Raw genomic sequence first — 20,843 nt, forward strand, 5'->3', positions numbered from 1 at the left:
AGTCCCAGATATGTCCGCAGGAAATCTTATGGCCGTTACAGGTGCAAGGTACAAACGGGTCAGGTCAGCTTTGTGGAAGATCTTTTAAACACGTTGCGGTTCTGTGCTTCAGCTGTTAATGTTCACTTTATGTTCTTATCAATGGGATTTCAGAAATGTCACTCAACTATGTCATGATCGGTTCAAACGACGTCGCCAAAGCACGCACTTACTATGACGCGGTTGTGCCCCGGATTGGTGGGAAAGTTATCGCCGAATACATGCCGCACGCTGTCTGTTATGGGCTGCGCGACGGCGGATCGATGTGGGTTGCAACGCCGTTTGACAAAGAAGCGGCCACCGTCGGGAACGGCAATATGGTTGGCCTGTTGTGCCAAAGCGAAGCGGAAGTGCGAGAAGCGCATGCGGCGGCGCTCGCCAATGGCGGAACGAATGAAGGTGATCCGGGCGATCGCCCCCAATATGGCCCGAACTTCTTTGGGGCCTATGCGCGCGACCCGGATGGCAACAAGATGAGTTTTGTCTATCTCGGCGACGAAGGGTGAAGCTGTCCGTCAGAACGTCATACCTGCGTGGATCAGAATTCCGATGACCATCAACAGGTTCAGCACCATCGAGATCCCGTTGCCCACATAGATGGGCAACTTTCCCACCACCAATCCGTAGGCGAACCACAGAAACGACAGTGCGGCATAGAGCGACCACGAGAGCAGCGACTGGCCCGTAGCGTGTTGCGAGTGGGTAAAATAGAGCTTGATCAGCTGCGGAAGCGTGGCGAAGGGGCCAACGACGCCGACAAAGACCATGAAACCCTCGAACCGCTGCATCCAGTGGCCAAGTTCCGATTTTTCCAGTTTCTCAGCAATCGTTTCAGCCACGCAAATACCTCATCGTCTTGCGCCATACTAAGGTCAGGCCTGTTCTGACCGCCCGGGTTCTGCATCAAAATAGCCGCTTTGATCCGCGCGTAAAAGGCCCATCCAGCGGGGCTTATTCAAGCCCTTCTTCACCCAGCAGGTGCCGCCCCTGACGGTCTTCGACCTCAATCACCCAGAGATCGGGGTCAAAGCTGCGTTGTCTGGTAACGGCGGCATCCACATCAGCCTCGGGGCCGCTGGAGAGTTCCACCCATTTTCGTTCGCCGCTCATCAGGTCGAAACTGCGTTGGAATGCTATTGCCCGACCATCGAGCGTATTGAGTTTGACCAGCACCGCGCCCGCAGTGTCATCGCCATGGGCCACGACGAAGGCCGGGATTTCCTGAAACCGCAGCCGTGCGAGATAGGCATGCACCCAGAATTCCGCCGTCAGCCGGGTCATCGCACGGACCTCGCCACCAGGTATAAGAATTTTCGGCGAAAATTCTTGGCCTCAGTCATGCGTTGCCGTCTTTGAAATCCAGACCCATTTCCGAGTAACGCTCGGATTCCTCCAGCCAGTTGGGCCGGACTTTCACCTGCAGGAACAGGTGGATCTTACGGTCGAGGAACTCTTCGAGTTCGGCCCGCGCCGCCTGACTGACCGCCTTGATGGTCTCGCCCCGTTTGCCCAACACGATGCCTTTGTGGCCGTCACGCATGACATAGATGACCTGATCAATCTTGGCCGAACCGTCTTTGCGCTCTTCCCAGTTCTCGGTCTCGACCGTCAGCTGATAGGGCAGTTCCTGATGCAGGCGCAGCGTGAGCTTCTCGCGCGTCATCTCGGCGGCGATCATGCGCATTGGCAGATCAGCGATCTGGTCTTCGGGGTAGAGCCACGGACCTTCGGGTAGTTCCGAGGCGAGCCATTTACGCAGGTCGTCGACGCCGTGGCCTTTTTCGGCCGAGATCATAAAGGTTTCGGCAAAGGGATAGCGTGCGTTCAGGTCGCTGGTGAGGGCCAGCAGCTTCTCAGACGGAACCTTGTCGATCTTGTTGATCGCCAGCGCGATGGTGCGGCCCTGCCCGATCTCTTCGAGCCCTTCGAGGATGCGTTCGACCCCTTCGGTGATGCCGCGATGGGCCTCGACCATCAGCACGACCACATCCGCATCAGCCGCCCCGCCCCAAGCGGCGGCGACCATCGCACGGTCCAGACGGCGGCGGGGTTTGAAGAGGCCCGGGGTGTCGACAAAGACTAGTTGCGCGTCACCTTCCATCGCCACGCCCCGGATGCGGGCACGGGTGGTTTGCACCTTGTGGGTCACGATCGAAACCTTGGCCCCGACCATGCGGTTCAGAAGGGTGGATTTGCCTGCGTTGGGCTCTCCGATCAGGGCGATAAATCCGGCGCGTGTGGTCATGTGTTCTGCGATCCTGTTTGCAAGTGCGCACCCCTATAGCAGAATGCCCGGGCGGGCCAGAGGGATTTGTCGCATTGCGACCCGGCCTGTGGATTGGGTCAAGGTGGTGCGCCGCGCCAAAGCCAGCCAAGCGATCATCCTTTCAGTGAGGCAAGACGTGAGACGTCACGGGTTTCTCCCGGGCAGCGAAACTGCTGCGGGAGTGCTTGACCTGATGACGGATACGATGTTGCCGTCGAAGGGTAAGACGGTCGAGATCGGCCTGGTCGCGGACAATCCCGGTGGCTGGGCGTTTCATTGTCATGTGATTGAACGCCAGAAAACGGGTCTGACCGGATTTCTTCGGGTTGCTTGAAGATCGAACTGGCTGCGCCAACCCGATCGATTGGGGGGCCAGCCCCCCAAACCCCCTGAGATATTCTTGGCCAAATGAAGGAGGGATCCGGTGCCGGGGTGGATGGTGTTGCTATTGCGTCAGCGAATCCAGAAGTGCTTTGGCCGCCGCCTGTTCAGCCTGACGTTTAGAGCCTGCGGTGGCTTGCGCTTCGGTGCCGTCCTGCAGGCGGGCGGCGATGGTGAAGATGGGGGCGTGGTCGGGGCCGGTGCGTTTGACCTCAACATAAGCAGGCGGTTTCTGGCCGCGTGCTTGCGCCCATTCCTGTAGAGCGGTTTTGGCGTCGCGCGCGTCGGCCTCGACCTTGTGGATGCGGTCGCCCCAGAGGGCGAGGATGACGTCTCGGGCCGCCTCGAAGCCTGCGTCGCGGTAGATGGCGGCGATGACCGCTTCCATCGCGTCGCCCAGCAGAGCCTGTTTGCGGCGGCCTCCAGACAGCATCTCGGACCGGCCCAGTTTCAGAACTGCTCCGAGGTCGATCTGGCGGGCGACATCGGCGCAGGCCTCTTTGCGGACCAGCGCGTTGAAACGGGGGGCAAGTTGGCCTTCGGAGGCCTTCTTGTCGGCTTCGAGCAGGGCCGTGGCCATGACAAGGCCCAGTACGCGATCACCCAGAAATTCGAGCCGCTGATTGTCAGGGCGCGTGGGCGAAGACACCGACCCGTGGGTCAGCGCGCGCACCAGCAGTTCGGGGTCGGAGAATTCGTACCCCAATCGCTGCTGGAATGCCTTTATATCGGCCGATAACTTCAATTGACCGCCTTGAAGAAGCGATCACCGCGCCATGTCCAGAAGAACAGCATCGACCGGCCTGCAGAGGAGAACATGATGCGGTCGGCGCGACCGATCAGGTTTTCGTATGGGACGTAACCGACCCCGCCAGCAGATTGCGGCAGGCGGCTGTCGGCCGAGTTGTCGCGGTTGTCGCCCATGAAGAAATAGTGACCTTCGGGCACGGTGTAGATGCCGGTATTGTCGGACCCCTGATTGCCGATGTTCAGTACATCGTATGACACGTCATTGGGCAGGGTTTCGATCAGGCGGGTCTTTTCGCATTCTCCACCAAAGCCTACGGGGCCGTTTTCGCAGCGCGGGCGCAGGCCTTGCGGGCCTTGTGGTTCGGCCAATTCACTAAAGACGCCATCGGGTTGTTGCGGCACAGGGGTGCCATTCAGGATGATCTGGCCCTGACGCACCTGAACCCGGTCACCCGGCATGCCGATCAGGCGCTTGATATAGTCGCGGCCCGTGACCGGGTGGCGGAAAACGATGACGTCGCCGCGTTCAGGCTCGCCGCCCAGAATGCGGGTGTTGTCGCCTTTCATCCAGCCGCAGATATCTTCTGCGTCGATGTTCAGTCCGACGCTGGGGATGATCAGGCTGGGGCAGGACGCGTAGGAATAGCCATAGGCCATCTTGTTGACGAACAGGAAATCCCCGATCAGCAGGGTCTGCTTCATCGAGCCGGACGGAATCCAGAACGGCTGAAAGAACAGGGTGCGGAAAACGCCCGCGATCAGCAGGGCGTAGACGATGGTTTTGATCGTCTCCCAGACGGCGTTTCCGGATTTGGCTTCCTCGGCCATACTGCTCTCTCCAGTCTGTGCGTGGTTGGGGTGCTACATGCGGGTCGGTTGGGGGCAAGTCAAGGCTGCGCGGGCGCTTCGTGAAGCGGGCGGGCCTCGATCACCACAAAGGCCTGCGCCCAGGGGTGATCGTCGGTCAGGGTGACGTGGATGATTGCCTCATGACCTTCGGGGGTCATCTCGTTCAGGCGTTCGGCGGCCCAGCCGGTGACATGCATGACGGGTTGGCCGGTGCGCAGATTGGTCACCGCCATATCCTTCCACGCGATGCCCATGCGCAAGCCGGTGCCCAGCGCCTTGGAACACGCCTCTTTCGCGGCCCAGCGCTTGGCGTAGGTGCCTGCGGTGTCGTGGCGGCGTTCGGCCTTTCGCTGTTCGGTTTCGGTAAAGACGCGGTTGCGAAACCGGTCGCCGAAGCGGTCGAGCGTGCCTTGAATGCGGTCAATATTGGCGAGGTCGGTGCCGATGCCCAGGATCATGCGTTTCTCAAGTCTAAGGTGGTGCCAATCAACTTTAAATGAGACCCAATGGCAAGCAGATCGCGGGTCATGTGCTACAGTCGACCTGTTTTGTGTAGTCTGGTGGAGCTGGCCATGTTGAGAAAGGCGTTCATTTCAATCCTTGCACTCACCATTGGCCCAGTTGTCCCTGTGCTGGCCGAGCCTCAGCCTTGTGGCTCCGAGGCAGATCCCTGCCGCGTCGACGCGCTGAGCTATCGGGTGGTTTTACCTGAAAATCCCGAGAACGCGCCGAGTGTCATCTTCTTGCACGGCTATGCAGCGACGGCAAACGCAGCCGTCAATCGCGCCGCACTGGTCGATGCCTTTACCAGCCGTGGCATCGCATTCATCGCCCCCGACGGACAGGTTGATGTCGGCAATCCAAAAATCCTGGATTGGGGTGTGCACGATGGGCACCGCTGGCCTAGGGATGATTTGATTGCTCTGCAAAAGATCAAAGAAGATGCTCTGGCACGGTTTAATCTCGATCCGGGCAGAATCCTGTTGGCAGGTTATTCGCGCGGCGGGTCTATGGTATGGGACAAGGCTTGCACCGATCACGAGTTTGCGGCCGCCTACGCCTCGGCCTCTGGCGCGTTCTGGGAACCGATGTGGCGGCGCTGCAGCGGCCCCGTGCATATGCATCACAGCCATGGCTTTGCGGATCGCACCGTCCCCTTCGAAGGGCGCGAGGCAGTCTTTGGCGGCCTGCATTTCGAGCAAGGCAGCGTCATGAAATCCGTCGGCATTCTGAACCGCACAAACGGCTGCGGGCAGATGGCAAACAAGGTAAAAACCGAAGGGCCAAACTGGGACAAGCACTGGTCCAACTGCACAGCCGGATCAGTCGTTCTGTCGCTTGGCCCACATGGTCACGGGCGGCAGAGCGATTGGCCAGATCGGGTCGCCGACTGGTTCCTGGCCCTGCCAATTGGTCAATAGTATCAGACCTCCAGCACCACGGTGCCGAGCTTTTGCCCGGCCTCGACCATTGCGTGGGCTTTGGCCGCATCCGCCAATCCTCCGCCCAGGACGACGGCGTGGGTTAATGCGCCCTGCTCCAACCATGCGCCCAATTGTGCCTCGCCGCGGCGGCGGGCAATGGCGTCCAACTGATAGACGATCAGCATATGCAGACGGATGTTCTTGAACATGAAGCCGTAGAAATCCAACTCGGGCTTCATTTGTGAGGCCGAGGCATAGCTGGCGATCGTGCCACAAGGGCGGATCATCGCAAGCGAGGCCGTCTGGTTGGCGGCGAAATCAACCTCGACGATGCGGTCGACGCCGGCACCATCCGTCAGGTCCATCACCGCCTCGGTCACGTCTTGGGTGCGGTAGTTGATCCATTCGGAAGCGCCGGAATGGGCGGCTTTTTCGTCAGAACTGACGGTGGTGATCACCCGTGCCCCGCCCAGCGCGGCCATCTGGCAGGCGTAGCGCCCGACGGTGCCAGCACCTCCGGTGACAAGCACGGTCTGATCGGTGATCGGGCCATCAGCAAAAAGCGCATACCATGCTGTCATGGCGGGGATGCCGAAACAGGCACCTTCGGCAAAGCTGGTGGTGTCGGGCAGATGCACCGCCTGATCGGAGGGGAGCGCGATATATTCGGCCCCGGTGCCAAATGCGCGTTGCCATTGGCCGTTCCAGATCCACACACGCTCACCCACGCGGGCCGGATCGACACCTTCGCCAACCGCCTCGATCACCCCTGCCCCGTCCGAGTGGGGGGTGATCACCGGGAATTGCATCACCGCGCCCGGACGCGCACCGCCGCGCAGCTTGACGTCAGAGGGGTTGATACCGCTGGCATGGACGCGCACCAACACCTCGCCCGGAGCGGGGTCGGGCGTGGGCATGTCGGTTAGTTCGAGAACGTCGGATGCGGGACCAAAGCCGCGATATGTAATTGCCTTCATGACAACCTCACCGTGAAAATTTTGTAGCTGGCCACGCCGAAGAAACCGGCGAAGGCAAAATCGAACCAGCGGCGGGCGCGGTGATAGGCGTTGACCATCCGCGCAGACGAAAACAGGAAGGCGTAGCCGATGAAGACCAACAATGAGCCCGCATAGAGCATGGCGAAATAGCCCAGCAGCATGGCAAGGCTGGCATCGTTGGGGGCGACGATGGCATAGATCGACCCCCAGCTGAGGATCGCCTTCGGGTTGGTCAGGTGGATGGCTGCGCCTTTGGCAAAGATCGTGGGCAAGGAACCGGTAACCGGCTTGCCAAGCGCGACCTCATCCGAGGACAGCGCACGACGCAGGGCCTTGAACGCCAGCCAACCCAGATAAGCGACGCCGATATAGCGGATCACCTCGAACACCCAGACATTGGCCAGCATGATCGCCGACAGCCCCAACGCTGCGGCTATGCCCCACGCAGCAGAGCCCGCGCAGATGCCCAGCGCAAAGGCCAGACCGGCAGTACGGCCCTCGTTCATGGCGGTTCCGGCGATGCCCATGGTGGCGGGGCCTGGTGACCCTCCAGCCATCAGCCAGGCGATCCAGATTGCTATGAAACCAGTGGTGATCATCGCGTGAAGGCCGATCTGATCAATCCCAGACCCGCAACGGCGAACAACCCGGCGACAACTCCGTCGATCCAACGACGGAAGCGGCGATATCCGGCCATCATGCCGCTTATCGAGAACAACATCGAATAGAGGAAATTGTTGAGAAAACCTGCAAGCATGCAAATCAGCGTCGCGACGACGACCGAGAGCAGCCCGTCCTCAGGCCCGAGGCCTACTGACAAGGCCGCCATCCATGCGACAACCGATTTCGGGTTGGAGAGGTTGAGGAAAAGCCCGCGCCAGAACCATTTGCCCTTGGCGGGGATGGAAACTCTGGCCGCGTCAGATTGCAGAGCAGAGCGTCCCGACTGCCATGCAAGCCACAATAGATACAACCCACCCAGCACCTTGAGCATCATCAGAACATAAAGCGAGCTTTGTAGAACCGCGCCCATTCCGCTTGCAGCAACCAGCCCCCAGAATACCAGACCGCAGGACAGGCCCAGGCCATAAACAAGGCTGGTCTTACGCCCGAAGCTCATCGCCACTGCGGCGTTGGAAATGTTTGCAGGGCCGGGTGAGACTGCGACGACGAAAAAAGCAAGTGCAGTGATCGCCAGTGAAGTAAGGTCGATCATTCCCGCGCCTCGTCCATCAGGCGGCGCATTTCGTGGACCGCTGGAGTGAGGCCGCGGAAGATGGCTTCGCCGATAAGGAAGTGGCCGATGTTCAACTCGCGCACTTCGGGGAAGGCCGCCACCGGTTGCACGGTGTCGTAGGTCAGACCATGGCCGGCGTGGACTTCCAACCCAAGCGAATGGGCATAGGCAGACATTTCGCGCAGGGCTTCCAGTTCGCGCGCGGCATCATACAGTTTGCCCTCGGCGTGGAAGTCGCAATAGGCGCCGGTGTGCAGCTCGATCACCTCGGCCCCGATGCGGTGAGCGGCGTCGATCTGGCGCTGGTCGGCGGCGATAAAGATCGAGACGCGGCAGCCCACATCGCGCAGGGGCGCAATGAAATGCGCCAGCTTGTTTTCCTCGCGCGCAACCTCGAGCCCGCCTTCGGTGGTGCGTTCCTCGCGTTTTTCGGGGACGATGCAGACGGCGTGCGGTTTGTGGCGCAGGGCGATTTTCTGCATCTCGTCGGTCGCGGCCATCTCGAAGTTGAGCGGCACGGTCAGCGCCTCCATCAGCCCTTCGATATCGGCGTCCAGGATATGGCGGCGATCTTCGCGCAGGTGGGCGGTAATACCGTCGGCCCCAGCCTCTTCGGCCAGTTTCGCGGCGCGGATCGGATCAGGGTATGCCCCGCCACGGGCGTTGCGGATGGTGGCCACGTGGTCGATATTCACGCCCAGACGCAAATGGTTGTCAGACATCTTTCGAATCCTTCATTGTCCCTGAGGTCGAGCCTAGTGGTTTTGTTGGAAGAACGTCAGCCTCTGCCTGTGCAAGGCGTTTGATTTGTTCAAACTTCGCCTTGATCTTGGCACGGCGGCGCTGCTGATAGGTGCGGATCAGCGGCAGGCTGAGATAGGCGCAGATCACCCCGGCCACGATGCCCGGAATGACGCCGCCGATCATGTAGGGAAAGAACACATCGTCATAGAACCGGCTGAGCCCGTGCCAGTCGGCTTCACGATCCGTGAACATGGCGATGCAATTGTCCTTGAGATCGCCCATCGCATCGGCAAACTTCCCCATCAGCCCGTCCGTGTCATGCTTGCGGAACTTGGTGCCCAGCATGAAATGCCCGGTTTGCAGGCTGATGACCGCAATCGGCACATAGGTCAGGGGATTGCCGAAGAACGTGCCGCTGAGCGCGGCCAGAATATTGCCGTTCAGCAGGCGGGCCAGGACTGCGGCGACCAGGAAATGCAAGCCGTAGAAAGGCGTGAACGAGGCGAACACCCCTGCCCCGATGCCGCGCGCGATGCGTTCGGGGCTGTCAGGCAGGCGGCGGACCCGGTGTTTGACATAGTGAAAGGCGCGGGTCCATCCACCGCGCGGATAGACGAACTCTGACGCAATCTGAACGGCTGAGCGGCGATCTCGGCGCTTGAAAACCACTCGTGATCACCCCTTCTCAGCCAGCCGCGACAGCGGGTTTCGCGCTTTCCCGGTACCGTTCGACCGCAGCAACATCGCTTTCGGCCTCAAGCATCAGCATCAGCGAATGCAGCTGTTCAAGGTCACGCAGTTCGACATTGATCATCAGGCGGTAAAAATCCGGTTTGCGGTCGACGAATTCGAGGTTCGAGATATTGGCCTTTTTCTCGCCGATCAATGTGCAAATGCGCCCCAGCACCCCGGCATCGTTGCCGATGGTCAGATCGAGCGTCGCGCCATAGACCGCCGGGTGGGTGCCCGAATGCCAGTGCAGATCGACCCAGCGGTCAGGTTCGTTTTCATATTCGGACAGACGATCGCAGTCGATGGCGTGTACTACAACGCCCTTACCGCGAAAGGTGATGCCGACGATCCGCTCACCCGGCAGCGGCTGGCAACAAGGCGCGCGGTCGAATTTCTGGCCCGGTTCAAGCCCGATCACCGCACGACGGGGAGAGATCGCATCTCCGTCATCCTTGGTAAGCTCGGGGTATACGGCCTCGACCACCTCATGTGCGGTAAGCTCGGCGCTGCCCAGACGAGCCAGCAATTCATGGCGATCTTTCAGGCGCAGGTGTTTGGCGGCGGTGTCCAGCGCCTTGTCGGTGGCCTTGCGACCGAGATTTTCGAACCCGGCGCGGGCGAGTTCCTTGCCCAGCTTGATAAAGCGTTCGCGGTCCACCTCGCGCAGGGCCCGGCGGATGGCGGTGCGGGCCTTGCCGGTGACCGCGATCTCAAGCCATGTGACCTGAGGCATCTGGCCGTCGGCGGTGATGATATCCACCGACTGCCCGTTCTTGAGGCGCGTCCACAGCGGCACGCGGATCGTATCGACCTTGGCGCCGACGCAGGCATGGCCAATACGCGTGTGGATTGCGTAGGCGAAGTCAATCGGCGTTGCCCCGCGCGGCAGTTTCACCACGTCGCCCTTGGGGGTGAAGCAGAAGACCTGGTCCGAGTACATCTCAAGCTTGACGGCTTCGAGGAAGTCTTCGTGATCATCCTCACTGTCGAATTGCTCGGTCAGGTTTGCGATCCACTTTGCCGGGTCAACCGCAAAGGGGTTCTCGGACCGCACACCGTCGCGATAGGACCAGTGCGCTGCAACGCCGGTTTCGGCCACATCGTGCATCTGACGGGTGCGGATCTGGACCTCGACCCGTTTGCCGTCGCGCCCCGAAACTGTTGTGTGGATCGAGCGATAGCCGTTCGATTTCGGCTGGCTGATATAGTCCTTGAACCGCCCCGGCACTGCGCGCCAGCGCTGGTGGATCGCGCCGAGGGTGCGATAGCAGTCTTCCTCGGACCCGGTGATGATACGGAAGCCGTAGATGTCGGACAGGCGGGAAAAGCCCTGATCCTTTTCCTGCATCTTGCGCCAGATCGAATAGGGTTTCTTGGCGCGGCCAAAGACCTCGGCCTCGATCCCCGCCTTTTCCAATTCGTGGCGCATGTCGCCGGTGATGCGGTGGATCACGTCGCCGGTTTCGCGTTGCAGAGTGATAAAGCGGCGGATGATCGACTGGCGGCCTTCGGGGTTCAGGACGCGGAAAGCAAGGTCTTCCAACTCCTCTCGCATCCACTGCATACCCATGCGGCCTGCGAGCGGCGCGTAGATATCCATCGTCTCGCGCGCTTTCTGGACCTGCTTTTCGGGGCGCATCGCCTTGATCGTGCGCATGTTGTGCAGACGGTCGGCGAGCTTGACCAGAATAACCCGCAGGTCCTTGGACATCGCCATGAACAGTTTGCGGAAATTCTCGGCCTGTTTGGTTTCGCGGCTGGACAGCTGAAGGTTGGTCAGCTTGGTGACGCCATCGACCAGCTTGGCGACCTCTTCGCCGAACAGTTCGGAGACCTTGCCATAGCTGGCCTTAGTGTCCTCGATCGTGTCGTGCAGCAGGGCCGTGATGATGGTCGCATCATCCAGACGCTGTTCGGTCAGGATGGCGGCAACGGCAACGGGGTGCGAGAAATAGGGCTCGCCGGAATGGCGGAACTGCCCCTCATGCATCTGCATCCCGAACTCATAGGCCCGAGCGATGCGCTCAGCATTTGTCTTGGGATTGTAATTGCGGACCAGCGCAATCAGGTCTTCTGCTGAAATCATCCGGTCCGCACCTTTGTCGCTGGGATTTACCCCTGGCCCTGAGCCTCCATCAGAGCGCGCAGGAGCTTTTCTTCGGACATGTCGTCATCCGCGGGCTTGTCGGATTCCGCACCCATCAGCAGCGCCATCTGATCTTCTTCCGGCTCATCCACCTCGATCTGAGTCTGGTTGGCCTCAATCAGGCGCTCGCGCAGTTCATCGGCGCTCTGGGTTTCGTCGGCGATTTCGCGCAGCGAGACAACGGGGTTCTTGTCGTTGTCGCGGTCAACGGTGATCGGGCCACCGGCAGAAATCTCGCGCGCCCGGTGGGCTGCAAGCATCACCAGTTCGAACCGGTTCGGGACCTTGTCTACACAATCTTCGACCGTAACGCGGGCCATGGGGCGCTCTCCGTAAATGAATCCGTGGCAGGAAGGGGTTTATCTAAGCGCGAATCCCCGCCTTGACAAGCAGGAAATGCCGCAAATGCGAGGATCACAGAGGCTTGACCTCGGCCACATCCCCGGGCGGCAAGGCGGCAACCATCTGCGTCACGGTCCGGCCCAGCACGGGATGGCACCAATCGGGAGCAACATCCGCCATCGGAACAAGCACAAAAGCGCGGTCCTGCAGGCGGGGATGCGGCAGGATCAGCTGATCCGGCGCGGATTTGGCCTGATCCTCGGGCGGCAGGGTCAGCCAGCGGTGATATTCGGCCTGATCGGGCAACACCAGATCTCCCCAGCAGACCAGATCGAGGTCCAGCGTGCGCATCCCCCAGCGCTGTTCGCGGGCGCGGCCAAACTCATGTTCGATACGGTGCAGCAGGTCCAGAACCGCCTGCGGCGTGAGGTCCGTTTCGATCAGAACCGCAGCGTTGACATAATCCGGCCCTGCCCCCGCCGGAAAGCAGGGGGTGGCAAAAAACCGGCTTTGGGCGCGAATCATTAACCCTACGTTAACCATTGCGCGCAAAGACTGCTTGAGTGTCACCTCGGGCTCATTATCACTCAGAGTGAGATTTGCACCCAGCGCGATGACTGCTTTTGACAATGATTTGACCACTTCGGACCCCACATTCGGACCAGAGAATACTTGCGATGTAAGCCAAAAGGCCTATTTTAAGCGCACCATTGCACTGACCAATTAATTTACACTCACGGAGCTCACGGTGCGGTGGCTTATACCGGAAGGACCATTTTTATGTTTTACAAGGACGAACGGCTAGCGCTGTTCATCGACGGCTCGAATCTTTATGCAGCCGCAAAGGCACTGGGTTTTGACATCGACTACAAGTTGCTGCGTCAGGAATTCATGCGCAGAGGCAAACTGCTTAGAGCTTTCTACTACACAGCGCTACTGGAAAACGACGAGTATTCCCCGATCCGGCCCCTGGTGGACTGGCTGCACTATAACGGCTTCACCATGGTCACCAAACCGGCCAAGGAATACACCGACAGCATGGGGCGTCGGAAAGTCAAAGGAAATATGGATATCGAACTGACGGTCGATGCCATGGAACTGGCACCGCGCGTGGATCATATCGTGCTGTTCTCGGGCGATGGGGATTTCCGCCCGCTGATTGCCAGCCTGCAACGTCAGGGCGTACGCGTTTCGGTCGTCTCGACCATTCGCAGCCAACCGCCGATGATTTCAGACGAGCTGCGCCGCCAGGCGGACAACTTCATCGAGCTGGAGGACCTGCGCGACGTGATCGGCCGACCTCCGCGTGAAATGCCGACCGAGCCGCGCAGCATTGCGGCTGCCGGCGGTCAGTAACTCCACCAAACCCCACCACTCACTCACCCATGGGGTTTGACGGATTATGTGCGGCCAGGGCCAGAAGCCCTGGCCGCACCACTTTTAAAGGGATAGGTGCTGAAAACACCCCTTTGCTAACAGTGATTCATGTCAGGTAAATGACGCGCTCCTGTCTGGACCATGGCAATGAAAAGACCTAGGTGTTCGGTCGAGGAGAACGCCGAATGAAAAAGCCGCCGCTGACATTGTATCTGGCCGCCCCGCGCGGGTTCTGCGCCGGTGTGGATCGCGCCATCAAGATCGTGGAAATGGCCCTGCAGAAATGGGGGGCTCCGGTCTATGTGCGGCATGAAATCGTGCACAACAAATTCGTCGTTGACGGTCTGCGCGCCAAGGGGGCGGTGTTTGTCGAGGAGCTGGATGAGTGCCCCGATGACCGCCCGGTGATTTTCTCGGCTCATGGGGTGCCGAAGTCGGTGCCTGCCACTGCTCAGCAGCGCGAAATGATCTATGTCGACGCCACCTGCCCGCTGGTCTCAAAGGTGCATGTCGAGGCGCAGCGCCATGCGGATGCCGGGCTGCAAATGATCATGATCGGCCACAAGGGCCACCCCGAAACCGTCGGCACCATGGGGCAACTGCCCGAGGGTGAGGTGTTGCTGGTCGAAACGGTCGAGGATGTGGCGCAGGTGAATGTGCGCGACCCCAACAAGCTGGCCTTTGTCACCCAGACGACTCTTTCGGTCGACGACACCAAAGATATCATCGCTGCGCTTGAGGCGCGCTTCCCGGCCATCGTCAGCCCGCATAAGGAAGACATTTGCTATGCCACCACCAACCGGCAGGAAGCGGTGAAGGCGGTTGCGCCGAAATCCGATGCTTTACTGGTGGTCGGCGCACCGAACTCGTCAAACTCGCGCCGTCTGGTCGAGGTCGCCTCGCGCGCGGGCTGCGAGTATGCGCAGCTGGTGCAGCGCGCGACCGAGATCGACTGGCGGGCGCTGGAGGGGATTTCGAGCATTGCCATCACCGCCGGGGCATCCGCCCCCGAGGTGCTGGTCAATGAGGTGATCGATGCGTTCCGCGATCATTACGAGGTCACCGTCGAACTGGTCGAGACCGCCGTCGAGAATGTCGAGTTCAAGGTCCCCCGCGTATTGCGGGAGCCAGCATGAGCGGTATCCCCCGCGCGCCACTGTTTCTTGGTTTGGCCGGGCTGATCCCGTTTGTCTGGGGGGCGCTGACCTATCTGAATGGCGACCTGAACGATTGGGGCCGACAGGCGCTGGGGTCGCGGTTCGTGGGGCCGTATGTTCAGCTATTCTATGGCTCGGTGATCCTGAGCTTCATGTCCGGCGTTCTGTGGGGGTTCGCCACCAAGACCTCGGGCAGCAAGGCGGCGACCTGCTACACGCTCTCGGTCCTGCCCGCGCTTTGGGCCTTCCTCAAGACCGGCGGAGGCCCGGTTAGTGCGGGCACCAACCTGATGTACGGGTTTGCGGGCTTGCTTTTGCTGGACGCACTGTTTTCTTACTGGCGACTGACCCCGGTCTGGTGGATGCGACTGCGCATCCTGCTGACCGCCATCGTGCTCGCCTGTCTTGCCGTGGGAGTTTACCTATGAGTGATGACCGGACAATCAATGCCTATACCAACCGGGTGTCGGACTATCTGAGCATGCCCTTGCCCGCCGAGCAGCTTGAGGCGCGTCAGGCATTTGCCGATGCCGTTGGCGAAGGTGGATATGTGCTGGATTTGGGATCAGGCCCCGGATCGGACAGCGCATTCCTGATGCGGCAAGGGCTGAAGGTGCGGGCATTGGATGCCACGCCCGCCTTTGTCGAGCACGCGCGCGGCAACGGCGTGGACGCGCATCTGGGCACGTTCGACGATGTAGCCGAAGTGGCTGAATATGACGGTGTTTATGCCAGCTTTTCGCTGCTGCACGCACCGCGCGCGGATTTCCCGCGTCATCTGAGCGCCATCCACCGTGCGCTGAAACCCGGCGGCCAGTTGTTTCTGGGAATGAAACTGGGCACGGGTGAACATCGCGACGAGTTGGATCGTTACTACACCTATTATACGGAGGCCCAGATCGAGGACGCGCTGACCACCGCCGGATTTGCCATTGACCGTGCCGTGCAGGGTGTGGGCAAGGGGCTGGCCGGATCTTATGACGGGTTCATTCTGGTGTTTGCCCATGCCTGATTTGTTTGCCTATACCGACGGAGCCTGCTCCGGCAATCCCGGCCCCGGCGGCTGGGGCGTGCTGCTGCGCGCAATGGACGGTGAGACCGTTCTGAAAGAGCGCGAGCTGAACGGCGGAGAAGCCGAGACCACCAACAACCGGATGGAACTGCTGGCCGCGATCAGCGCTCTGGAGACGCTGGAGCGCGCCTCGGAGATCACCATTGTCACCGACAGCGCCTATGTGAAGAACGGTGTTACGGGGTGGATTTTCGGATGGAAGCGGAACGGCTGGAAGACCTCGAACAAGAAGCCGGTCAAGAATGTCGACCTGTGGCAGCGGCTGGATGAGGCGCAAGAGCGCCATCGGGTGACCTGGGAGTGGGTCAAGGGCCACGCGGGCCATCCCGAGAACGAACGCGCCGACGAATTGGCCCGCGCGGGCATGGCCCCCTTCAAACCCAAGAAGGCGCAGGCGTGAACGGGCTTGCCCTGCTGGACTATGCTTCGGTTCTGGTCTTTGCGCTGACCGGAGCGCTGGTCGCCAGCCGGGCGCAGCTGGATCTGGTCGGGTTTGCCTTCATCGCCTGCCTGACAGCGGTTGGCGGTGGCACCATGCGGGACCTTCTGCTGAATCGGCATCCGGTGTTCTGGGTTGGTCAGCCCGACTACATCCTGATCGCCTGCGGGGCGGCGGTGCTTGTGTTCTTCACCGCGCATCTGGTGGAAAGCCGGTACAACTGGCTGGTCTGGCTCGACAGTTTCGCCCTGTCCATCGCAGTGGCCGCCGGTACCGGTGCGGCTCTGTCGCTGGGTCAGTCCGGTGTCATCGTCGTGCTGATGGGCGTCACCACCGGCTGTCTGGGCGGGTTGATGCGCGACGTGGTCTGCAACGAGGTGCCGCTGGTGCTGAAACAGGGCCAGCTCTATGTCTCCTGCGCTTTTGCCGGGGCCCTGACCGCAGTGTTGGCGACCCGCATTGGGCTGGAGGGCCTGATTGCGCTGGGTCTGTGCGCTTTGGTTTGCTGGGCGTTGCGCGCCGGTTCACTGTTGTTTGGCTGGCAATTGCCGGTTTACAAGGCCCGACCACCCCGGCGATGAGGTAAAGGACACACGCGATGGTTCTCAGATATTTCCACCTGTTCGCCGCATTGTCGTTACTTGCAGCCTGCGCGGACCCGTATAACCCGGTCAGCTTCACAACCGAGGGGGAGCAGATCGTCGCCAGCGGCACAATCGACCACACAACGCTCAGCGCATTTGAAGATGTGATCGCGGAAAACCCCGGGATCAAAACGCTGGTGCTGCAGAATATCGAAGGCTCGGTCGATGATGACGCGAACGTGGTCTTCAGCCGTGTCGTGCGCGAGGAAGGGTTCGATACGGTGGTGCCGTCGGACGGGCTGGTCGCCTCGGGCGGGACAGATCTGTTTCTGGCGGGCAATCGACGGGTGCTGGAACCCGGCGCCTGCGTGGGTGTTCACAGCTGGGGCGGCGGCGGGTATGTAGCCGCAGATCTGCCCGAGGATCACCCGGAACATGACCGCTATCTGGACTATTTCAAGGATATCGGCGTCGATCCCGGTTTCTACTGGTTCACGTTGGATGTGGCCTCGGAGGACGAAATGCACTGGATGACCGCTGCCGAGGCAAACCAGTTCGACATGACCTCGCGCAAGGCTCCGCGTCTGGGGTCGACTGCCACCTGCGAGGCGCGTTAGCGCCGCAGATAGGTCTGCCAGAGCCAGATCACCAGGAGCGCGCCCAGCACGGCCCCAACAAAACCCGACAGCCACCCCATCACTGTGATGAGCGTGCGCAGGATCAACCCGCCCACCAGCGCGCCGATGATGCCGATGAACATCGTGGTCGGGATATCGGCTTCGATCCGCATCAGGCGGGTGGCGAGAAAGCCTGCGGCGGCTCCGATGATGATCAGGGCGACGATGGGCATGTCACTTCCTCCAATGGGTGGGGACGATGATCAGCGCGCCGATCGAGGACAGCACCGCGTCCAGTCCGGGCGGGCCAAAGCTGATGCCGAACATGATGCGGACGAAATAGAACAGAAAAGCCCCGCCGACACAGATGATGATGGATGGCAGGTAGCCGTTATGGGTGAAGCCGGTCTTTTCCGACAGGTAGCCCACAATCCCGGCGATCACGACGGTGCCCATCAGGATCATGAACATCTGGCTTTACTCCGATGACAGGCGGGTGCCGACCGGGATGGGCCAGCCCCGCAGAAACGTTTCCCTATCCTGCGCGCCTTTGCCCGCCCGTTGCAAGCGCAGCAGTTCGACTGCACCTTCGCCACAGGCCACGCACAGCTGGTCGTCCAGCACCTCGCCCGGTGTGCCCTGTCCTTGGGCCAGCCGCGAAGCGAGGAGCTTGATCCGGTCACCTTCTATTTCGGTCCACGCGCCCGGGAACGGAGAGAGGCCGCGAATTTTTCTATCAACTTCGGCGGCGGGGGCGAACCAGTCGATCCGCGCCTCGGATTTGTCGATCTTGGCGGCGTAGGTCACGCCCTCTTCGGGCTGCGGATCGGGGATCAGGGAAGGCAGCTTTTCCAGTGCTTCAACAATCAGCGCCGCACCCATGCCCGACAGGCGGTCATGGAGTTGCACGGTGGTTTCCTCGGGTCCGATATCAGTGGCCTCGCGCAGCAGAACGGTGCCCGTGTCCAGCCCGGCCTCCATCTGCATGATGCAAATGCCGGTCTGCGCGTCGCCCGCCATGATCGCACGATGGATCGGCGCGGCACCGCGCCAGCGGGGCAGCAGGCTGGCGTGGATGTTCAGGCAGCCATGGGTCGGCGCATCCAGAACAGGTTGCGGCAGGATCAGGCCATAGGCGACGACCACGGCGATATCGGCGTTGAGCGCAGCAAACGCGGCCTGATCCTCGGAAGATTTCAGCGAGGTCGGGTGGCGCACCTCCAGACCCAGCGCCTCGGCGCGGGCATGCACCGGGGTTGGGCGGTCTTTCTTGCCACGACCGGCGGGGCGCGGGGGCTGGCAATAGACAGCGGCGATCTCGTGCCCGGCCTCGACCAGCGCATCCAGCACCGGGACCGAGAAATCGGGGGTTCCCATGAAGATGACGCGCATCGCTACCCCTGTTTTTTTGCCTTGCGCAACAGAATGTCGCGTTTGACCTTGCTGAGACGATCGAAATACATCCGTCCGTTCAGATGGTCGATCTGATGCTGCACGCTGGTGGCCTCGATGCCGACGAAATCGCGGCGGTCGATCTGGCCCTGCTCGTTGAGAAACTTCACCGTGACCGCTCGCGGGCGTTTCACCTTGGCCGAGACGCCGGGCAGGTTGGGGCTGGCCTCTTCATGTTCGCGCAGCTCGATGGAACTGTGAAGGATTTCCGGGTTGGCCAGACGCACCGCGCGGCCCCGCTCGGTTGAGCCATCCACGACGGCCAACCGCAGCATCACTCCGATCTGAGGCGCGGCAAGGCCGACGCCGGGCATCGCCTCCATCGTATCGATCATGTCATCCCAGATGGCGCGGATCTCGTCGGTGATCTCAGAGACGTCCTCGGCCTTGGTGCGCAGGCGTTTGTCGGGCCACGGCAGGCAGGTCCGTACCGTCATGTACGGGCCTTCTCACGCTTGAGCTTCTGCATCTTGCGCGTGATCATCTGGCGCTTGAGCGGTTTGAGATAGTCGATGAACAGCTTGCCGTTCAGGTGGTCGATCTCGTGCTGCACACAAGTCGCCCAGAGATCATCAAAGGTTTCCTGCTGCAGATTGCCATCACGGTCCAGCCACGTCACGTCCACGGTCTTGGGGCGCGTGACCTCGGCATATTGCTCAGGGATCGACAGGCAGCCTTCCTCGTAGACATTGGTCTCGTCCGAAGAGGCGATGACCTCGGGGTTGAACATCACCAGCGGGCGCGGCGCTTCGCCTTCTTCCTTGACGCAGTCCACCACGATCAGCCGGTCCAGCACGCCAATTTGAGGCGCAGCAAGGCCGATACCGGGCGCGTCATACATCGTCTCCAGCATGTCATCGGCCAGTTTGCGCAGGTCGTCGGTGATGTCGGCCACCGGCGCGCAGACCTTTTTCAGGCGGGGATCGGGATGGATCAGGATATTGCGTTTCATGGGGCTGATTTAGGCCATCGCGCCCGCCTCCGCAACGGCCCCCTTGCACCTTATGGATTTGTGGTTAGCTTTCGCCTCGACAGATGGAGATGACATGACTTTCAACGACCTGATCGACCGCCGGGGCACCAACTCTTCAAAATGGGACAAGATGGAGCAGCTTTACGGTGTCGCCCCCGAGGATGGGCTGGCCATGTGGACGGCTGATTCCGACTATGCCACGGCCCCTTGCGTGATCGAGGCGGTGCGGAAAGCGGCTGATCACGGCGCATTTGGCTATTCGTGGATGCACCCGGATTATCTGAACGCAATCCAGTGGTGGATGAAGACCCGCCATGGCTGGGAGATCGACACCGATTGGATTCTGACATCGCAAGGACTGGGCAACGCGATTGCCCTGTGTCTGGATGTCTGGAGCAAGCCCGATGATGGCGTAGTGATCTTCACGCCCGTTTACCATGAGTTTGCGCATAAGGTGAACAAATCCGGCCGCCGTGTGGTCGAATGCCCGTTGGTGCGTGAGGGTGAAACTTACGCGCTTGATCTGGACGATGCGCAGTCGCGGCTGGACGGGTCGGAAAAACTGCTGTTGTGGTGCTCGCCGCAGAACCCCTCGGGCCGAATTTGGACACCGGAGGAGCTGCGCGCTGTAGCCGCGTTTGCCGAGCGTAACGGGCTGATCCTGGTCTCGGACGAGATTCACCATGATCTGGTCTATCCGGGCAATACCTTCGTGCCGATGGATGTGGCTGCTCCGGATGCGCGCCCGTGGACCGTGACCCTGACCGCTGCGTCGAAGACGTTCAATATCGCGGGCCAGCGTACGGGCAACATGATCATCCCGGCTGCCAAGCTACGGGCCGAGATGCGGCACCGGATCACCACGCTGGATTACGACCCAAGCGCCTTGGGCGTCGCGATGATCACCGCCGCTTATTCGCCGGAAGGTGCGAAATGGGTCGATGCGCAGGTCGCGCATCTGGATGCGAACCGGAAACTGTTCGATACCACCATCGCCGAGATACCCGGCCTGTGGTCGATGCCCTTGCAGGCGACCTATCTGGCGTGGGTCGATTTCTCGGGCACCGGGATGAATCACGATGAATTCGTAAAGCGGCTGCGCGAAGACGCGCGGATCGCCACATCCTCAGGTCCCGGTTTCGGCACCGGCGGAGAAACCTTCGAGCGCTTCAATCTGGCCACGCAACGCGCGCGGGTGGAAGAAGCCTGCGCGCGGTTGAAAGCTGCTTTTGGCGATTTGCAATAAACCCCGTCTGAGACCGAA

General features: G+C 60.9%; 30 protein-coding genes. 11 read left to right on the forward strand and 19 right to left on the reverse strand.

Features of this window, described 5'->3' with window-relative positions; genetic code table 11:
- Positions 1 to 155 precede the first annotated feature (155 nt).
- Positions 156 to 545: a VOC family protein gene (locus tag ACR0AZ_RS18600; RefSeq protein ID WP_480470680.1), complete on the forward strand. Its 390-nt coding sequence runs from the start codon at positions 156 to 158 to the stop codon at positions 543 to 545.
- Between the two features lie 9 nt (positions 546 to 554).
- On the opposite strand, the gene ACR0AZ_RS18605 is transcribed toward ACR0AZ_RS18600, so the two are convergent.
- The 3 genes from ACR0AZ_RS18605 to era all read right to left on the reverse strand — a co-directional run bounded on the left by ACR0AZ_RS18605 (position 555) and on the right by era (position 2,284).
- Positions 555 to 878 (reverse strand): SemiSWEET transporter, encoded by a 324-nt coding sequence (locus ACR0AZ_RS18605; protein ID WP_480470681.1) that lies wholly within the window; start codon positions 876 to 878, stop codon positions 555 to 557.
- Between the two features lie 112 nt (positions 879 to 990).
- Entirely contained in the window at positions 991 to 1,320 is a 330-nt protein-coding gene (locus ACR0AZ_RS18610) for a DUF1491 family protein (RefSeq protein WP_480668045.1), read from the reverse strand.
- 55 nt (positions 1,321 to 1,375) lie between these two features.
- Positions 1,376 to 2,284, reverse strand: coding sequence for a GTPase Era (gene era, locus ACR0AZ_RS18615; protein WP_480470682.1), 909 nt, complete (start codon positions 2,282 to 2,284; stop codon positions 1,376 to 1,378).
- A gap of 214 nt (positions 2,285 to 2,498) precedes the next feature.
- On the opposite strand from era, the gene ACR0AZ_RS18620 reads away from it, so the two are divergent.
- A complete protein-coding gene (locus ACR0AZ_RS18620) occupies positions 2,499 to 2,639 on the forward strand; it encodes a multicopper oxidase domain-containing protein (RefSeq protein WP_480470683.1) in 141 nt (46 codons plus the stop codon).
- A 111-nt stretch (positions 2,640 to 2,750) separates the two neighbouring features.
- Here ACR0AZ_RS18620 and rnc read toward each other — a convergent pair whose 3' ends face one another.
- The 3 genes from rnc to acpS are packed head-to-tail and all read right to left on the reverse strand — an operon-like array spanning position 2,751 to position 4,743.
- On the reverse strand, positions 2,751 to 3,431 hold the full coding sequence (gene rnc / locus ACR0AZ_RS18625) for a ribonuclease III (protein ID WP_480470684.1): 681 nt from the start codon (positions 3,429 to 3,431) through the stop codon (positions 2,751 to 2,753).
- The gene (gene lepB, locus ACR0AZ_RS18630) at positions 3,428 to 4,264 is read right to left on the reverse strand and encodes a signal peptidase I (RefSeq protein ID WP_480660219.1); all 837 of its coding nucleotides are present in this window, start codon (positions 4,262 to 4,264) and stop codon (positions 3,428 to 3,430) included. The genes rnc and lepB overlap by 4 nt, the downstream gene beginning before the upstream one ends.
- A 59-nt stretch (positions 4,265 to 4,323) precedes the next feature.
- On the reverse strand, positions 4,324 to 4,743 hold the full coding sequence (gene acpS, locus ACR0AZ_RS18635; RefSeq protein WP_480470686.1) for a holo-ACP synthase: 420 nt from the start codon (positions 4,741 to 4,743) through the stop codon (positions 4,324 to 4,326).
- A gap of 114 nt (positions 4,744 to 4,857) precedes the next feature.
- On the opposite strand from acpS, the gene ACR0AZ_RS18640 reads away from it, so the two are divergent.
- Complete coding sequence (locus tag ACR0AZ_RS18640) at positions 4,858 to 5,706, forward strand: alpha/beta hydrolase family protein (protein WP_480470687.1); 849 nt, start codon at positions 4,858 to 4,860, stop codon at positions 5,704 to 5,706.
- A gap of 2 nt (positions 5,707 to 5,708) precedes the next feature.
- Here ACR0AZ_RS18640 and ACR0AZ_RS18645 read toward each other — a convergent pair whose 3' ends face one another.
- The 8 genes from ACR0AZ_RS18645 to folK all read right to left on the reverse strand — a co-directional run bounded on the left by ACR0AZ_RS18645 (position 5,709) and on the right by folK (position 12,562).
- Positions 5,709 to 6,686: an NADPH:quinone reductase gene (locus ACR0AZ_RS18645; RefSeq protein WP_480668046.1), complete on the reverse strand. Its 978-nt coding sequence runs from the start codon at positions 6,684 to 6,686 to the stop codon at positions 5,709 to 5,711.
- Entirely contained in the window at positions 6,683 to 7,306 is a 624-nt protein-coding gene (locus ACR0AZ_RS18650; RefSeq protein WP_480668047.1) for a LysE family translocator, read from the reverse strand. Before ACR0AZ_RS18650 ends, ACR0AZ_RS18645 begins: the two co-directional genes overlap by 4 nt.
- Complete coding sequence (locus tag ACR0AZ_RS18655) at positions 7,303 to 7,923, reverse strand: LysE family translocator (protein WP_480668048.1); 621 nt, start codon at positions 7,921 to 7,923, stop codon at positions 7,303 to 7,305. The genes ACR0AZ_RS18650 and ACR0AZ_RS18655 overlap by 4 nt, the downstream gene beginning before the upstream one ends.
- The gene (locus ACR0AZ_RS18660; protein ID WP_480668049.1) at positions 7,920 to 8,666 is read right to left on the reverse strand and encodes a pyridoxine 5'-phosphate synthase; all 747 of its coding nucleotides are present in this window, start codon (positions 8,664 to 8,666) and stop codon (positions 7,920 to 7,922) included. The genes ACR0AZ_RS18655 and ACR0AZ_RS18660 overlap by 4 nt, the downstream gene beginning before the upstream one ends.
- Positions 8,659 to 9,357 (reverse strand): DUF2062 domain-containing protein, encoded by a 699-nt coding sequence (locus ACR0AZ_RS18665; RefSeq protein WP_480470692.1) that lies wholly within the window; start codon positions 9,355 to 9,357, stop codon positions 8,659 to 8,661. The genes ACR0AZ_RS18660 and ACR0AZ_RS18665 overlap by 8 nt, the downstream gene beginning before the upstream one ends.
- Positions 9,358 to 9,373: 16 nt before the next feature.
- Positions 9,374 to 11,506 carry a RelA/SpoT family protein gene (locus ACR0AZ_RS18670; protein WP_480668050.1) on the reverse strand — a complete coding sequence of 711 codons (2,133 nt, stop codon included), beginning with the start codon at positions 11,504 to 11,506 and terminating at the stop codon, positions 9,374 to 9,376.
- A 26-nt stretch (positions 11,507 to 11,532) separates the two neighbouring features.
- Positions 11,533 to 11,886: a DNA-directed RNA polymerase subunit omega gene (rpoZ, locus tag ACR0AZ_RS18675; protein WP_010437681.1), complete on the reverse strand. Its 354-nt coding sequence runs from the start codon at positions 11,884 to 11,886 to the stop codon at positions 11,533 to 11,535.
- Positions 11,887 to 11,980: 94 nt separating this feature from the next.
- Complete coding sequence (folK, locus tag ACR0AZ_RS18680) at positions 11,981 to 12,562, reverse strand: 2-amino-4-hydroxy-6-hydroxymethyldihydropteridine diphosphokinase (protein WP_480470694.1); 582 nt, start codon at positions 12,560 to 12,562, stop codon at positions 11,981 to 11,983.
- 126 nt (positions 12,563 to 12,688) lie between these two features.
- Here folK and ACR0AZ_RS18685 point away from each other — a divergent pair, with 126 nt between their 5' ends.
- From ACR0AZ_RS18685 to ACR0AZ_RS18715, 7 genes are all read left to right on the forward strand, one after another.
- Positions 12,689 to 13,264, forward strand: coding sequence for a LabA-like NYN domain-containing protein (locus tag ACR0AZ_RS18685; RefSeq protein ID WP_480470695.1), 576 nt, complete (start codon positions 12,689 to 12,691; stop codon positions 13,262 to 13,264).
- 206 nt (positions 13,265 to 13,470) lie between these two features.
- Positions 13,471 to 14,421 carry a 4-hydroxy-3-methylbut-2-enyl diphosphate reductase gene (ispH, locus tag ACR0AZ_RS18690; protein ID WP_480668051.1) on the forward strand — a complete coding sequence of 317 codons (951 nt, stop codon included), beginning with the start codon at positions 13,471 to 13,473 and terminating at the stop codon, positions 14,419 to 14,421.
- Positions 14,418 to 14,870: a DUF3429 domain-containing protein gene (locus tag ACR0AZ_RS18695; RefSeq protein ID WP_480470697.1), complete on the forward strand. Its 453-nt coding sequence runs from the start codon at positions 14,418 to 14,420 to the stop codon at positions 14,868 to 14,870. The genes ispH and ACR0AZ_RS18695 overlap by 4 nt, the downstream gene beginning before the upstream one ends.
- Positions 14,867 to 15,454 carry a class I SAM-dependent methyltransferase gene (locus ACR0AZ_RS18700; protein ID WP_480668052.1) on the forward strand — a complete coding sequence of 196 codons (588 nt, stop codon included), beginning with the start codon at positions 14,867 to 14,869 and terminating at the stop codon, positions 15,452 to 15,454. Before ACR0AZ_RS18695 ends, ACR0AZ_RS18700 begins: the two co-directional genes overlap by 4 nt.
- Positions 15,447 to 15,914, forward strand: coding sequence for a ribonuclease HI (gene rnhA, locus ACR0AZ_RS18705; protein ID WP_480660227.1), 468 nt, complete (start codon positions 15,447 to 15,449; stop codon positions 15,912 to 15,914). Before ACR0AZ_RS18700 ends, rnhA begins: the two co-directional genes overlap by 8 nt.
- Positions 15,911 to 16,534 carry a trimeric intracellular cation channel family protein gene (locus tag ACR0AZ_RS18710; RefSeq protein ID WP_480660228.1) on the forward strand — a complete coding sequence of 208 codons (624 nt, stop codon included), beginning with the start codon at positions 15,911 to 15,913 and terminating at the stop codon, positions 16,532 to 16,534. The genes rnhA and ACR0AZ_RS18710 overlap by 4 nt, the downstream gene beginning before the upstream one ends.
- 17 nt (positions 16,535 to 16,551) lie before the next feature.
- On the forward strand, positions 16,552 to 17,154 hold the full coding sequence (locus ACR0AZ_RS18715) for a COG3904 family protein (protein WP_480470701.1): 603 nt from the start codon (positions 16,552 to 16,554) through the stop codon (positions 17,152 to 17,154).
- Here ACR0AZ_RS18715 and ACR0AZ_RS18720 read toward each other — a convergent pair.
- From ACR0AZ_RS18720 to def (ACR0AZ_RS18740), 5 genes are read right to left on the reverse strand one after another with little or no spacing between them, the layout of a single operon-like run.
- Entirely contained in the window at positions 17,151 to 17,387 is a 237-nt protein-coding gene (locus tag ACR0AZ_RS18720) for a GlsB/YeaQ/YmgE family stress response membrane protein (RefSeq protein WP_480470702.1), read from the reverse strand. The two genes, ACR0AZ_RS18715 and ACR0AZ_RS18720, sit on opposite strands and share 4 nt — an antisense overlap.
- Position 17,388: 1 nt before the next feature.
- Entirely contained in the window at positions 17,389 to 17,625 is a 237-nt protein-coding gene (locus ACR0AZ_RS18725; RefSeq protein ID WP_480534255.1) for a hypothetical protein, read from the reverse strand.
- 6 nt (positions 17,626 to 17,631) lie between these two features.
- The gene (fmt, locus tag ACR0AZ_RS18730; RefSeq protein ID WP_480668053.1) at positions 17,632 to 18,546 is read right to left on the reverse strand and encodes a methionyl-tRNA formyltransferase; all 915 of its coding nucleotides are present in this window, start codon (positions 18,544 to 18,546) and stop codon (positions 17,632 to 17,634) included.
- Between the two features lie 2 nt (positions 18,547 to 18,548).
- Complete coding sequence (def, locus tag ACR0AZ_RS18735; protein WP_480668054.1) at positions 18,549 to 19,043, reverse strand: peptide deformylase; 495 nt, start codon at positions 19,041 to 19,043, stop codon at positions 18,549 to 18,551.
- On the reverse strand, positions 19,040 to 19,558 hold the full coding sequence (def, locus tag ACR0AZ_RS18740) for a peptide deformylase (protein WP_170392632.1): 519 nt from the start codon (positions 19,556 to 19,558) through the stop codon (positions 19,040 to 19,042). The genes def (ACR0AZ_RS18735) and def (ACR0AZ_RS18740) overlap by 4 nt, the downstream gene beginning before the upstream one ends.
- 94 nt (positions 19,559 to 19,652) lie before the next feature.
- Here def (ACR0AZ_RS18740) and ACR0AZ_RS18745 point away from each other — a divergent pair, with 94 nt between their 5' ends.
- Positions 19,653 to 20,825 (forward strand): MalY/PatB family protein, encoded by a 1,173-nt coding sequence (locus tag ACR0AZ_RS18745; protein WP_480668055.1) that lies wholly within the window; start codon positions 19,653 to 19,655, stop codon positions 20,823 to 20,825.
- Positions 20,826 to 20,843 lie beyond the last annotated feature (18 nt).

The organism is Ruegeria sp. BE3 (assembly GCF_056538865.1).

Excerpts from the sequence above, each read along its gene's own strand:
- ACR0AZ_RS18620 (WP_480470683.1), top strand. The coding sequence starts at position 2,499 with ATGACGGATACGATGTTGCCGTCGAAGGGTAAGACGGTCGAGATCGGC.
- ACR0AZ_RS18715 (WP_480470701.1), top strand. The coding sequence starts at position 16,552 with ATGGTTCTCAGATATTTCCACCTGTTCGCCGCATTGTCGTTACTTGCA.
- ACR0AZ_RS18745 (WP_480668055.1), top strand. The coding sequence starts at position 19,653 with ATGACTTTCAACGACCTGATCGACCGCCGGGGCACCAACTCTTCAAAA.
- def (WP_170392632.1), bottom strand. The coding sequence starts at position 19,558 with ATGAAACGCAATATCCTGATCCATCCCGATCCCCGCCTGAAAAAGGTC.
- ACR0AZ_RS18660 (WP_480668049.1), bottom strand. The coding sequence starts at position 8,666 with ATGTCTGACAACCATTTGCGTCTGGGCGTGAATATCGACCACGTGGCC.
- ACR0AZ_RS18685 (WP_480470695.1), top strand. The coding sequence starts at position 12,689 with ATGTTTTACAAGGACGAACGGCTAGCGCTGTTCATCGACGGCTCGAAT.
- rpoZ (WP_010437681.1), bottom strand. The coding sequence starts at position 11,886 with ATGGCCCGCGTTACGGTCGAAGATTGTGTAGACAAGGTCCCGAACCGG.
- acpS (WP_480470686.1), bottom strand. The coding sequence starts at position 4,743 with ATGATCCTGGGCATCGGCACCGACCTCGCCAATATTGACCGCATTCAA.
- ACR0AZ_RS18610 (WP_480668045.1), bottom strand. The coding sequence starts at position 1,320 with ATGACCCGGCTGACGGCGGAATTCTGGGTGCATGCCTATCTCGCACGG.
- ACR0AZ_RS18600 (WP_480470680.1), top strand. The coding sequence starts at position 156 with ATGTCACTCAACTATGTCATGATCGGTTCAAACGACGTCGCCAAAGCA.
- def (WP_480668054.1), bottom strand. The coding sequence starts at position 19,043 with ATGACGGTACGGACCTGCCTGCCGTGGCCCGACAAACGCCTGCGCACC.
- ACR0AZ_RS18640 (WP_480470687.1), top strand. The coding sequence starts at position 4,858 with ATGTTGAGAAAGGCGTTCATTTCAATCCTTGCACTCACCATTGGCCCA.
- ACR0AZ_RS18700 (WP_480668052.1), top strand. The coding sequence starts at position 14,867 with ATGAGTGATGACCGGACAATCAATGCCTATACCAACCGGGTGTCGGAC.
- ACR0AZ_RS18645 (WP_480668046.1), bottom strand. The coding sequence starts at position 6,686 with ATGAAGGCAATTACATATCGCGGCTTTGGTCCCGCATCCGACGTTCTC.
- ACR0AZ_RS18720 (WP_480470702.1), bottom strand. The coding sequence starts at position 17,387 with ATGCCCATCGTCGCCCTGATCATCATCGGAGCCGCCGCAGGCTTTCTC.
- ACR0AZ_RS18695 (WP_480470697.1), top strand. The coding sequence starts at position 14,418 with ATGAGCGGTATCCCCCGCGCGCCACTGTTTCTTGGTTTGGCCGGGCTG.
- fmt (WP_480668053.1), bottom strand. The coding sequence starts at position 18,546 with ATGCGCGTCATCTTCATGGGAACCCCCGATTTCTCGGTCCCGGTGCTG.
- era (WP_480470682.1), bottom strand. The coding sequence starts at position 2,284 with ATGACCACACGCGCCGGATTTATCGCCCTGATCGGAGAGCCCAACGCA.
- ACR0AZ_RS18650 (WP_480668047.1), bottom strand. The coding sequence starts at position 7,306 with ATGATCACCACTGGTTTCATAGCAATCTGGATCGCCTGGCTGATGGCT.
- ACR0AZ_RS18725 (WP_480534255.1), bottom strand. The coding sequence starts at position 17,625 with ATGTTCATGATCCTGATGGGCACCGTCGTGATCGCCGGGATTGTGGGC.
- ispH (WP_480668051.1), top strand. The coding sequence starts at position 13,471 with ATGAAAAAGCCGCCGCTGACATTGTATCTGGCCGCCCCGCGCGGGTTC.
- lepB (WP_480660219.1), bottom strand. The coding sequence starts at position 4,264 with ATGGCCGAGGAAGCCAAATCCGGAAACGCCGTCTGGGAGACGATCAAA.
- rnhA (WP_480660227.1), top strand. The coding sequence starts at position 15,447 with ATGCCTGATTTGTTTGCCTATACCGACGGAGCCTGCTCCGGCAATCCC.
- ACR0AZ_RS18655 (WP_480668048.1), bottom strand. The coding sequence starts at position 7,923 with ATGATCGACCTTACTTCACTGGCGATCACTGCACTTGCTTTTTTCGTC.
- ACR0AZ_RS18670 (WP_480668050.1), bottom strand. The coding sequence starts at position 11,506 with ATGATTTCAGCAGAAGACCTGATTGCGCTGGTCCGCAATTACAATCCC.